Source organism: Planctomycetota bacterium, assembly GCA_018242585.1.
Taxonomy (GTDB): domain Bacteria; phylum Planctomycetota; class Planctomycetia; order Pirellulales; family PNKZ01; genus JAFEBQ01.
The window spans coordinates 56,166-67,829 of sequence record JAFEBQ010000027.1; the positions used below are offsets into that span (position 1 = coordinate 56,166).

At 63.6% G+C, this 11,664-nt stretch carries 9 protein-coding genes; 5 read left to right on the forward strand and 4 right to left on the reverse strand.

Annotated elements, in window-relative coordinates; all coding sequences use genetic code 11:
- The first annotated feature begins 72 nt into the window (after positions 1 to 72).
- From mraY to JSS27_13820, 5 genes are all read left to right on the forward strand, one after another.
- Positions 73 to 1,125: a phospho-N-acetylmuramoyl-pentapeptide-transferase gene (gene mraY / locus JSS27_13800; protein ID MBS0210018.1), complete on the forward strand. Its 1,053-nt coding sequence runs from the start codon at positions 73 to 75 to the stop codon at positions 1,123 to 1,125.
- Positions 1,126 to 1,143: 18 nt separating this feature from the next.
- Complete coding sequence (locus tag JSS27_13805) at positions 1,144 to 2,310, forward strand: UDP-N-acetylglucosamine--N-acetylmuramyl-(pentapeptide) pyrophosphoryl-undecaprenol N-acetylglucosamine transferase (GenBank protein ID MBS0210019.1); 1,167 nt, start codon at positions 1,144 to 1,146, stop codon at positions 2,308 to 2,310.
- Between the two features lie 7 nt (positions 2,311 to 2,317).
- Complete coding sequence (locus JSS27_13810) at positions 2,318 to 3,964, forward strand: glycosyltransferase family 39 protein (GenBank protein MBS0210020.1); 1,647 nt, start codon at positions 2,318 to 2,320, stop codon at positions 3,962 to 3,964.
- Between the two features lie 89 nt (positions 3,965 to 4,053).
- The gene (locus tag JSS27_13815) at positions 4,054 to 5,043 is read left to right on the forward strand and encodes an NAD-dependent epimerase/dehydratase family protein (protein MBS0210021.1); all 990 of its coding nucleotides are present in this window, start codon (positions 4,054 to 4,056) and stop codon (positions 5,041 to 5,043) included.
- A 184-nt stretch (positions 5,044 to 5,227) separates the two neighbouring features.
- Positions 5,228 to 6,706: a TolC family protein gene (locus tag JSS27_13820; protein MBS0210022.1), complete on the forward strand. Its 1,479-nt coding sequence runs from the start codon at positions 5,228 to 5,230 to the stop codon at positions 6,704 to 6,706.
- 34 nt (positions 6,707 to 6,740) lie between these two features.
- Here JSS27_13820 and JSS27_13825 read toward each other — a convergent pair whose 3' ends face one another.
- From JSS27_13825 to JSS27_13840, 4 genes are read right to left on the reverse strand one after another with little or no spacing between them, the layout of a single operon-like run.
- Positions 6,741 to 7,895 (reverse strand): ATP-binding cassette domain-containing protein, encoded by a 1,155-nt coding sequence (locus tag JSS27_13825; protein MBS0210023.1) that lies wholly within the window; start codon positions 7,893 to 7,895, stop codon positions 6,741 to 6,743.
- Positions 7,892 to 9,118, reverse strand: a complete 1,227-nt coding sequence (locus tag JSS27_13830) for an FtsX-like permease family protein (GenBank protein MBS0210024.1) — start codon at positions 9,116 to 9,118, stop codon at positions 7,892 to 7,894. The genes JSS27_13825 and JSS27_13830 overlap by 4 nt, the downstream gene beginning before the upstream one ends.
- Positions 9,119 to 9,137: 19 nt before the next feature.
- Entirely contained in the window at positions 9,138 to 10,355 is a 1,218-nt protein-coding gene (locus JSS27_13835; GenBank protein MBS0210025.1) for an FtsX-like permease family protein, read from the reverse strand.
- Positions 10,356 to 10,377: 22 nt separating this feature from the next.
- Entirely contained in the window at positions 10,378 to 11,601 is a 1,224-nt protein-coding gene (locus JSS27_13840) for an efflux RND transporter periplasmic adaptor subunit (protein ID MBS0210026.1), read from the reverse strand.
- Positions 11,602 to 11,664 lie beyond the last annotated feature (63 nt).

An 11,664-nucleotide genomic window follows, 5' to 3' on the forward strand; every position in this document is an offset into this window, starting at 1 on the left:
GGTGAATCGCGCCTACGCTGGTTGGGGCGCTGCGGTCGTCAGGCGGAACGCTCGAACCCCCGATCGGCATCGATGAGTATTTCAGCAGCCGTAGCCTTGCTCAGCGAATGGTCGAGCTTCGGCGCGCCGTGGCCTTTGCGTGCGGCCGTTGCCGGGATCGTATCGGCCACGCTGGTGCTGCTGTTTGGCGGCCGAGCGATTCAATGGCTCCGTCGCTTCGGCGGCGAAACGATCCGTCGGGACTCTCCGCTGTTGCACGCCTTGCATCAAAGCAAGGCTGGCACGCCGACAATGGGCGGGCTGATCTTTCTAGTCGCCAGTGCTTGCGCGCTGTTCTTTGCCGCCGATTGGGAAGACGTGCAGGTACAAACCGGCGGCATTCTGATCGCCGGCATGGCGGCCGTGGGCTTTGCCGACGATTACCTGAAACGTCGGCTCACGCGCCGCGGGTTGTCGAGTGCGGCAAAATTGCTTGGTCAGGTTGCTGTTACGGCCGGGGCGTTGGCGTGGCAGGCCGCGTTTGCTGATTCGACAAGTGCGCTCGTCGGCTGGCAGTTGGCCTGGGCTGGGTTCGTGGTCATTGCCTCGTCGAACGCCGTGAATCTGGCCGACGGGCTCGATGGCCTGGCGGCGGGAACGTGGACACTGGCCGCGGTTGCCATGATCGGCGCGGTCGCGCTCGCCGGCAGCGGCGCGAACGAAATGCTCGTCTTCACGGCCGCGCTCGTCGGAGCCGTGGCGGGGTTTTTGAAGTTCAATCGTCATCCGGCCCAGGTGTTCATGGGAGACACCGGCGCACTGGCCTTGGGAGGCGTGCTCGGTTGGCTGGCCGTATCGGCTCATGTCGAGTGGATTTGGCTGGTTGTCGCCGGTGTATTTGTCATCGAAGCGATCAGCGTCCTGTTGCAGGTGGGCTGGTTTCGAGCCACTGGACGCCGGGTGCTTCGCTGTGCGCCGTTGCATCATCACTTTCAGTTTCTCGGCTGGCCAGAGCGGAGAATCGTGTTTCGTTTTTGGGTTGTGGCAGGCTGCTGCGCGCTGATCGGGTTGCTGTTGGCCAATACCATGCCACGCTCGAACGATTTCGAGATCGCCAAAACCAAAGTCGCCACCGAACTGCGCTAATCAAATCAGGAATCCGTGATGAAAGCACACCACCCAATCGCCGGCACGGTTCACGGACATCGCGGTTCGCGCGGAACGCACGTTGTCTTCGCGGGCGGAGGAACCGGCGGGCATTTGTTCCCAGGGCTGGCGGTCGCCGAAGCTTTGCGACAAGCGCAGCCGGAGCTGCGCATCACCTTCGTCGGCAGCGGACGTTCGCTCGAACGAGGCGAGGTGCCGGCGGCAGGCTTTGACTACATGGCCATCGCGGCCGCGCCGGGGCCGCGCAAAATGTGGCACTGGCCCCGTTTTGCTTCATCACATATCGCCGCCAGCCTAACGGCGCGGCGCTGGCTCGAACGCGAGCAGGCGTCGCTGGTCGTCGGCCTGGGGGGCTATGCCAGCGTGCCGGCCGTGGCCGCCGCGCAGCGCATGAACTTGCCGACGTTGTTGCTCGAACAGAATGCCGTGCCGGGTCGGGCCACGCGCTGGTTGGCCGGGCGAGCGAGCGTTGTCTGTCTAGCACTGTCGCAATCGCAGTCTTGGCTGGGAAGCGCAGGCAACAAGGCGGTGGTCACCGGCAATCCGCTGCGCCGTCCGTTTCGTGTCACGTCACGCCGGGCCGATGCCGATCGCGTGCAGAAAACCTGCGTCGTCCTGGGGGGCAGCGGCGGCGCGGTCGAGCTGAACACCGCCTTCCTCGACGCGCTGACGCAACTGCGTGGCGTGGCGCTCGGCTGGCGAATGGTACATCAGACGGGCACGACCGAGGCCGAGGCTGTCGCGCGACGCTACGCCTTGATGGGGTGCGATGCACACGTGACGCCGTTCATCGATCATCCGGCCGAAGTGCTGGCCGAAGCCGATCTTGTCGTCACGCGGGCCGGCGCGACGAGCCTGGCCGAATTGGCGGCGTTGGGCGTGCCGACCGTGGCGTGTCCTTACCCGCGGGCGGTCGATCAGCATCAATGGCACAATGCCCAAGTCTATGCCGAGGCCGGCGGATGTCACTTGGTCGACTTCCGCACTGGTGAGCCTGGCGCGACGCTGGCCAAAACGCTGGCGCCGCTGTTGGTCGATCGCGTGGCGCGCGAGGCACTGGGGCAGGCGATGCGACGCCTGGCAGTGCCTGACGCGGCGGAGCGAGTGGCGATGATCGTCAGCGAAATGATTGGATACTCAACATTGATGCGGCAAGCGGCATAGGACCAAAGTGAACGCAGACAGCTCGAACAACACCGAGTTCCTCTTGCCCTGGCTGCGGCGCATTTGCGTCGCGCTGGTGTTGCTATCGGTTGCGTGGCGCGCCTACCACTACGATGCGCCGGTGGTCGATGGCTTTTGGGACAAGCAGATCGCGGTGGCCAACAAGTCGCGCGTGATGGCCGGTCCGCCGTTTCAGTGGCTCGAAGGAGGCTTCGACTTCCTATCCTACGAAGGGGAAAGCCGGCCTCTGGCTGAAGAGGTGCCGCTGTATCACGTGCTGACCGCCGTTGGTTACCGCTGGTTCGGCGATCGGCAGGATTGGTTTGCCCGCGGGCTCAGTTCATTAGGCTCGGTGGTGGCGCTGGTGGCGTTCTTCGCCCTGGTGCGGCGCGAAATGGGACGCAACTTTGCGTGGTTGGCAACCGTGGCGCTCGGCTGGTCGCCGATGTTCCTGTTCTATGGACGCTCAGTGCTGCCCGACGTGTGGATGATGGCGTGCGCGCTGGCGGCTGCCGCGGCCTATCGACGATACTTCGACGATAGTTGCGCGCGCTGGCTGTGGCTGGCAACCGGCCTGGGGTTGTTGAGCGCGAGCTTCAAATACTATGGCTTGATCGTCCTGTTGCCGATGGCCGAGATGATCGTGCGCTTCGATGGCTGGCGCGGGCTGTTCCGGCCACGGTTCTGGCTGCCTGCGGTGGGGATGACCTTGCCGATCGTGGTCTGGCTGGCACTGGCATTCATTGATCGGGACAACCCGGCTCGCGGCGGCTTGTACTTCATCTTTCAAGAGCCGTCGCTGCTGGTGCGGCGGATTTTTTGGAGCCGGCTGTTCGAGCGGTTCCTTTGGAAAAGCTGTGGGCCGGTCAACACAGTACTGATTCTTGTCGGCGTGATGAGCGCCGTGGCCCGTCGCGCTGTGCCGCGCGCGGCGCTGGCCTGGGGCATAACAGGGCTGGCCTATTACATCGCGCTCGGGCCGAAATCGTGGAACCACGAGTACTACGAACTGATGTTGCTGCCCGGCGCTGCCCTGTGGGCTGCGGTTGGCTGGCGATTTGTCTGGAGTGAAGGACTAGCCTGGTCGTGGACTAGCACGTTGGCTGAGCGTTGGCCTCGCGCGCTACGGCCGAGAGCTTGGCACGGCGCGGTGGCGCTGGTCGTGCTGGCCGCGGTGCAGTCGCCGCTGGTTTCGGACAAGCGCTGGGAGCAAGAGGCGGGCTTCGTGATTGTCGGCGGCAAGCTCGAACAGCTTTGTTCGCCCCAGGGCAGGGTGTTGGCCGGCCCGACGACGCCGCAACCGATCGTCCATTACGCCCATCGCCAAGGTTGGACTTGGCACGAGTCGTTCGGCGCCGATTGGCAATGGGAACTCGACCATTATCGCCAGCGCGGGGCCGAAGTGATGGCCATCTATTTTGATCACAAGCACACGGCGGCGCAGCGGGCGGAATACGCGCCGCTGATTGCCAACTTGCCGCTGATCGAACACGCGCAAGGCCCCTGGGGCAAAGGGGGCCGGCCGTGCGAGTATTACATTCTTTCACTACGCAACGCGCCCGGCGAACTCGAATCGCCATCAGCCGATTCCACGACGCGCGCTGCGCAATCTGGCCTGGGTGCTACCGCCGCCGAGTTGGGGCGATTAAGGTAGTGGACTAGCTGGCCGCGTGGCCATGCGCGTCGGTTTTCTTTGTTGTTTCCGCGATTGAGACTGTCCTCGGTGGCGGTCCATCTTGCTCTATGCCCTTGATTCTCGTTACCGGCGCCACTGGTTTGGTGGGCAACAACGTGGTGCGGCTGCTGGCCGAGCGCGGCGACCAGGTGCGCGTGCTGCAGCGCGCCAACAGCCCGACCAAGCCGTTGGCCGGGTTGCCGGTCGAATCGGTCCCTGGCGACATCACCGACGCGGCTTCGGTCGAGCGGGCGATGGCCGGCGTGAACGGGGTCGTCCATGCAGCAGGTTATGTTCACGTCGGCTGGACCAATCTTGGCCTGCATCGCGCGATCAATGTTGAGGGAACTAGGAACGTCGCCAGCGCGGCTCGTGCCGCCGGAGTGCGGATGGTCCACGTTTCGAGCGTTGACGCGTTGGGCCTGCGCAGCCGCGAGCACCCGGCCGACGAGAGCACCCCTCCCGATCCGCGCAATCAAGTCCCCTATGCCCTGACTAAGCGTGAAGCGGAAGCTGTCGTGCTCGAAGAGGTTGATCACGGGCTCGACGCGGTGATCGTCAATCCGGTGTTCATGCTCGGCCCCTGGGATTGGAAGCCGTCGAGCGGACGCATGTTGCTGGCCGTGGCCCAGCAGCGGCCGCTGTTCACTCCGCGCGGCGGCAACGATTTTTGCGACGTGCGCGACGTGGCCGCGGGCATTCTGACGGCTAGCGAGCGCGGCCGGCGTGGCGAGCGTTACATCCTGGGTGGCGAGGCGATGTCGTACTTTGAAGCCTGGTCGATGTTTGCCGACGTTGTCGGCGTGAGGCGGCCAATTCGCGCGGTGCGTCCCTTTGTCTTGAAGTCGATCGGGCGCGTTGGCGATCTGATCGGCAAGCTGAAGGGACGGGAACTCGACGTGAACTCGGCGGCGACGCTGATGGCAACCTGGCCGCATCATTACACGTATGCCAAGGCAGCGGCCGAGTTGGGATATCGGCCGCGCCCCGCGCGCCAAGCGGCCAAAGCGGCGTGGCAGTGGTTCCAGGAGCACGGCTACGCACCGAAGCGGAGTTAGTTCTCGGCCGCTCCCTCTAATTGCTAGCAGCCGATTGCTGATCGCCAGTCTGCACCATTCTGCGCAGCTTCACGTCCGGTCGTAACGATCGCGGAGAATGCGAAGAATCGCTGTAGTTTAACGGCGGTTCCCCTCGATATATCGTCTGATGAGTCGACATTTTAGGCGATCAGGCGACCGTGCAATGCTATCGCGACCCGCTGTCGTGACGATGGTGCTGCTGGTACTCACGACCGGCTGTGCTACGAGTCTACACCGGCATCACGGTCGTCGCGGCAACAGCACGGGCGCGATGACCGCCGAAGCGCCGGCGGCGGTTGCCGAGCGCGGCAAGGTCCAGGTCGTCACTCACGCCGAAGAGGCCGCGCCAGTGGGGCGGGCGGCCGCCTACGTCGAGTTGAGCGCCGCCGAGTGTCAGCGGTTGGCGATCATGCACGCACCGCTGGGCTATAGCCTGATGACCGAGCGTGCGGCGCTGCGCCAGTCGCTGGGAGCGAAGCTCCATCATGCCGCCAGAGCGCGGGCCGAGGCGCTCAAGTACGCTGTCTTGGAATCGCAGAATCGCGCGGCCGGTGAAGCCTTGACGCTGTATTTCGACTTGGCCGAGGCCGAAGCCAAGTTCGACCTGGCCAACGAAAGCGTAACGCAACTGCAACATGCCATCGACCAAGTCGCCCAGTTGCGACAACGCGGCGCCGACGTGCCGGCCGCGTTGAATGAATTTGAACCGCAGTTGATCGCCGCCCAAGCGCAACGCGCGGCGCTCGACACGAAGATCGCGACGCTGAATCGCCAGCTCCGGGTGAAGCTCGGCGCGTCGTGCCACGACGCCGACTCCCGTTATTGGCCGATCACGGCGCTGGAACAGCCACGGGAAGTCTTCGACACCGACGCCGAGGTGGCCATCGGCTTGGGAAGCCGCGCCGAACTGGCCGGCATGTGCTATCTGATTAGCCATCTCGACGCGCACACGTTGTCGGTGGCTCGCGACTACTTGGGGGCGCTGCATCCCATGTCGCGTGGGGAGGGGGCGAAGTCGCACCACTTGCTGTTGAAGCTGCTAATCTGTCCAGTCTTGCATCGCGACCTGGACCTGGCCGCCCAGCAGCTGCGCGAATCGTTGGGTCGCCGTCAAATGCAAATCAGCGAAGAAATCCGCGGCGCGGTCGAACTGTATCAAGGCGCTCAGTCGCAAGTGGTCTTCGCCGTTCAAGCCGAGCAACAAGCGGCCCGGCACGCCAGCATTGCCGACGAGCAACAAAAGATCGATCGCGCGACATTCGGCGATGTGGACCAGGCGCGGCTCAAGCACTTGGAATCGCGTGCCAAAGTCGTCGAAGCGGTGGCTGGCGCCATCAAGGCGCTGGTGCAAGTCAAGCAATCGACCGGCGTGCTGGGCTGTGAGGTGTTGTTCCCCGCGGCCGAATCGGTCGAAGCCGGCCAGGGGCAGCCGAGCGCCGAAGCGCCGCTCCCGGACGTTTCGATGAACGTCCAGGATTGGCCCCTGCCGCCTCCGCCAACCACCGAGCACGAAACGGCCACTTCGACGAGCGACCAAGAATCGAAATCGCAACCAGCGGCCGATGCCCAGGCCGCCACTGACGACAAGCCGGCCGAGTTGATGACGCGGCGGGTCTTCTTTAGCGATCGGATGATGCGCTAGGGGCTGTGCGCCCTTCGACCGCGCGGCGACGCCTCTACGAGCGTTGAAAGAGCGTGTTCCGCAATTCGTCCTGAAATGTTTTGCTCTGGTCGATCACGGCGCGGAAATCTTCCTTGCCCAGCACGTAAAACTCCGACTCTTCCAGCGTGCGAACCGTGGCGTTGCGGGGCTCGTTCTTCAATAGCGCCGCCTCGCCAAAGAAATCGCGCGGCCCCAGGACGGCCACCTGGCGTCGCACGCCATCGCGCTCGACAATCACCTCGGCCTGGCCGGTGTGAATGACGTAGAACTTGTCGCCGGGGTCTCCCTGGCGGACGATGTCGGCGCCGGCGGGTTGTTTTTCGGTGGTGATCTTCTCGGCCACCGAGACGAGCGTGGAGGGGGTCAAGGTTTTGAACAGCGGACAATTGCGGAGGAAGTCACAGATTTGCGCCGCCGCACGCACGTGGATATCCGAGACGATATGCCCGTCAACCATATTCACAATCCGATCGGCCACGTCGATCACGCGGCTGTCGTGCGTGACCATCAGGATGGTCGTCCCTTGTTCCATGGCAAATCGTCGCAGCAGCTCAACCACGTCGCGTCCTGACTGCTTGTCGAGAGCCGCCGTCGGTTCATCGGCCAGGATGATCCGCGGCCGGGCCACCAGCGCGCGGGCAATGGCCACGCGCTGCCGCTGGCCCCCCGAGAGATTCTGGGGCTTGTAGTTCAGCCGGTGCGAAAGCCCCAGGGCGCCAAGCATCTCCTCGGCCAGCGCGTTCATCTCGGCGCGCGTGCCGCGGTGCAGCTCGAGTGCCATTCGCACATTCTCGACCGCGGTCAACGAGGGGAACAGGTTGTGCGCCTGGAAGATAAAGCCGATCTGCCGGCGCATGACGATCAGTTCCTCGCGCGACATGCCGTGCATTTCCTCGTCGAGCACGCGCAAGCTGCCGCGCTGCGTGCTGCGCAAGCCGCCGATCAGCGTCAGCAGCGTGGTCTTACCGCTCCCCGATGGGCCGGTCATGATCACCAACTCGCCCCGGCGAATCTCGAGGTGATTATCGAACAGCACCTGCTTGGCTAATTCGCCCTGGCCATAGAAGTGACACAGGCCGTGGACCGAAACGGCCTGTGGCTCGTCCGCGCCAATCATGGCGGAGAGCTGTGACACGGCCGAATGACTGTGGCTGTCGGTGATGCTCATTTGAACAACTCGGCGGGGTCGGCTGACATCAAGCGTCGCAGGGCAAACAGTGACGACACCACGCACATTACCGCGGTCAGCGTGAACACACCGGCGGCCTTGCCCAAGGTCATGGTCAACGGCAGCCCCGTGACCATCGACAACACCTGATACAATAACCACGACGCGATGCCCGCGGGGACAAAAGCCATCGCCGACAGGAGAATTGCCTGGGAAATGACTACGGCCAGGAAGTACCGCGGCCGATAGCCCATGGCCATCAGCGTGGCGTACTCGGGCAGATGGTCGCTGACGTCGGCGTACAGAACCTGGTAACAGATGATCGCCCCGACAATGAAGCCCAGGATCGTGCCGAACGTGAACACGTAACCGACCGGTGTGTTGCTTTGCCAGAATTCTTGCTCGCTGGCAATATATTCGCCCTTGGTTTTCACGGCCACGTGCTGCGGCAAGCGAGCGCGGATGTCGGCTTGCACCTGACGAGTGTTTGCCTTGTCGGTCAGTTGCACCAGTCCCAGGTCGATCTGGTCCAATGGATTGCCCAGCAGCGGAATCGCGAACCAGTCGCGGAATGTTCGGTCGCTGACGACCACGGTGGCGTCGGTGGCGAAATCAGTCCCCACGCGAAACAGCCCCACGATGGGAACCTTATGGCCGGTGTGGGTGGCCGTCTCGCCCGCCTTGGGGCGGCCATAATCACCCTTTGACAATTCATCGAACAGGACTGCGTTTGGTTCGGCAAGCCGCGGCGCTAGTCGCGTGATGGTGTCGTCTTTGAACGCTGGCTGCGCTGGGTCAAAGGCCACGGTGCGCACCGGCAAGGCGCGCGAGCCGGGTTGGTTGGCCCGCCACGTCGAGCGCTGCGTCTCGACATACAGGGGGACCACGCGAGCGACGCCCGACACTCCTTGCGCCTGGAACAACACCGACCGATCAAAGCGTTCGTGCATCAGCAGCGTGAGCCGACTTTTCTTGACCAGGATGATGTCGGCGTTCAGCTTGTTGGGCAGGGCGACGGTGCTTTCGATCAGCGCGGAGCGGAACCCAAATTGCATGAACATCAATAGCACCGCAAAACCAACCCCGGCCAACGCCAACGCCAGTCGGCGACGATCGTAGGTCAGGTTTTTCCAGGCCAACGGCGTGCGCACGCGCCGGCCCGAGCGCCGCGCCGTGGTGGAGGCGGGCGTTTGGGCGACATCGATCGGAAGCGCGGACGCCATGCGATGCTTTACCAGCAAGTCAGTTGAACAAATCGGCCGGGTCGACACTGCGCAGCTTGCGAATTGCCAACTGCCCAGACGCCAGGCACATTCCCACGCAAATCAAAAAGACGCTCGACGCTAGCTGCCAGGTCATTTCCATGGGCAAGTTCGCCTCGGCCGCGGCCATGCGAAACAAGAAACTCGCGGTGATCAACCCCGGCAGGAAACCGGCCACGGCCAGAATCACCGCTTGCATGACCACCGTGCGCGCCAGATAACGCGGCGTGTATCCCATGGCCGCCAAGGTGGCGTACTCGGCGATCCGCCGGGCGATGTCGCTCGACAGCACTTGATAAACCACCCCCATGCCGACCAGCAGCGCGACCAGCACGCCCAAACCAAAGATAATCCCCACCTGGGTTTTTACCACCCAGTGATATTGCTCTTCATAGTCCAGTTGATCGTGCGTCAGCACCCAAGTGTCGGCCGGAAGCGCGGCGGTCAGTTGCTTGGCAACTTGATTGACATCGAACTTCGGATCAACGCGCAGCAGCCCCATGCTCATCCGATCCGGAGACCAGAAGCTGAGAATCTGGCGGAACGTGTTCTCGCTCATGGTGGCGCCGCCGTTGGCGCTGAAGCCGGTGCCCATCGAATACGTGCCCACGACCTCGACGGCCGTGCCACCCAGTTCGGTCTGCATGCCTGGCTGGGGATTGCCGAATTCATCGCGCGAGCGCCGATCGATCAGCACGCGCCCGGGAAGGCGCAGCGCCTCGCGTTGGCGATCGATCTCCTCGGATGTGAAGGTCTTGTCGTCAGGATCGAAGCCTAGCAACATCATGCTCCGCCGCTTGCCCAACGACCGGTCGGGGTGCAGCCACATCTGGAAACCAATATAGAATGGCCGCGCGGCGGCGACGCCTGGCACGTTGGCCGCCTGTTCCAGTCGTTGCCGCGGCAGATCGCCAGGCTTGCCCAAGTGCAGATAGTCGACCGAGACCAGCGCGATCTGGAAATCGAGTTGCTTGTATGTCAGTGTCGCGGTTGTGACCACCGAGAAGAAGAAGCCGAGTTGCATCAAGATCAGCACGACGGCAAAGGCCACGCCGATCATGGCCACGCCGGTGCGCAGCTTTTCGTGCAGCAGATTGCGCAGCGCCAGCGGCGTGCGCGGCGGGCGTCCGGCTTGGCGTTGGCCGAGAGGCTTGGCGACGTCCAACGTCAAAGAAGCCGGTTGTGAAGTGTCGGTCATCGCCATCGGTCGCCCCGAGCGGTTAGCGATGCGGGGCCGGCTCGGGCGCGCAAGGGTCGGCGGACTCCGTGGGCTTGCTTCCGGTGTCGATGGTCACCCGCACCTGTAGCCGGATCCATTTGGCCGCCACGGCCCGATCCTCGCGACAAATGTTGATTCGCACCGGCACGACGCGCGCGTCGCCGCGATCGACGGGATTGACGCTCTGTACCTGATTGCGCGCAACGATTTGCCCAACGTAGTCGACGGTCCCCTTGATCTCGCGTGACTTCTTGGTATTCGGATCGAGCCAGGCGTCGGCCGCGATCGTGACCTTCTGGCCGCGCTGGACTTGGCGAATATCGTTTTCGTAAACCTCGGCCAACACCACCATCGCGTCCAGGTTGGCCATCCAGGCGATGGCCGAAGCGCCGGTCGGCTCGCCGGCGCGCATCAGCACTTTCAGAATCACGCCATCCTCCGGCGTGAAAACCCGCGAGGCATCCAGCCGCGCCTCGGCCAGCGCCAATTGCTTTTCGAGCGTCGTGATTTGCAGCAGGGCCATTTGACGCTGTTTGTCGGCTTCGGCGGCTTTGACCTTGGCCTCGGCCACCAGATGTTCCTGGGGGAGGGTCTTGTCGGCTCGGTCGAGCGACTGCTGGGCGACCTTGACTTCGAGCGCCGCCTGCCCAGCGGCCAGACGCATCTTCTCTCGCGATTGAGCCGAGATGATCGCGTCGTCCAGGCTGGCGACGCGCTGGTATTCGGACTGGGCCGCGTCAGCCGTCAGACGCAATTGTTCCAGACGCTTTCGCTGGGCGTCGACGTCAACGCTATGCGAATCGGACATCAACAAGCCGGCTTCCGCCTGGGTGAGTTGCGCGTTTCCCAGCGCCATGGCCGATGGCTCTTGAGCTTTCGCGGCCGCCAAAGTCGCCGCCGCCACGTCGCGCTCGGCCTCGCGCAGTTTTAAGCTGTCAAGCTCGGCGACAACTTGCTGGGCGCTGACCGTCGAGCCTTCGCGGATCGAGAGGACATGAATTCGGTCGCCCGGGGGCGCGCCAAGCTGAATCACGCCACCGGCTGGTTCGATGGTGCCGAGCGCCACGACCTGGGTTGCCGTGGAAATCAGCGGCGCGTTCTTGGGCGCTTCGGAAATCTCGGGCGCCGGTTTGACCAGATCGCGCGTCATCCACCAGGCGGTGGCCCCGCCCGATACGATGGAAAGGACGACGCTGCAGAGCAAAACGATGAGGTTGCGAGTCATAACAATCGCCACGCTTCCCTTAACACTCGACTACAGCTAGTCTAGCTTGAGGACCATCGAGAG

Coding starts and splice junctions, on each gene's coding strand:
- mraY (MBS0210018.1), top strand. CDS start 73: ATGAGTATTTCAGCAGCCGTAGCCTTGCTCAGCGAATGGTCGAGCTTC.
- JSS27_13805 (MBS0210019.1), top strand. CDS start 1,144: ATGAAAGCACACCACCCAATCGCCGGCACGGTTCACGGACATCGCGGT.
- JSS27_13815 (MBS0210021.1), top strand. CDS start 4,054: ATGCCCTTGATTCTCGTTACCGGCGCCACTGGTTTGGTGGGCAACAAC.
- JSS27_13820 (MBS0210022.1), top strand. CDS start 5,228: ATGCTATCGCGACCCGCTGTCGTGACGATGGTGCTGCTGGTACTCACG.
- JSS27_13825 (MBS0210023.1), bottom strand. CDS start 7,895: ATGAGCATCACCGACAGCCACAGTCATTCGGCCGTGTCACAGCTCTCC.
- JSS27_13830 (MBS0210024.1), bottom strand. CDS start 9,118: ATGGCGTCCGCGCTTCCGATCGATGTCGCCCAAACGCCCGCCTCCACC.
- JSS27_13835 (MBS0210025.1), bottom strand. CDS start 10,355: ATGACCGACACTTCACAACCGGCTTCTTTGACGTTGGACGTCGCCAAG.
- JSS27_13840 (MBS0210026.1), bottom strand. CDS start 11,601: ATGACTCGCAACCTCATCGTTTTGCTCTGCAGCGTCGTCCTTTCCATC.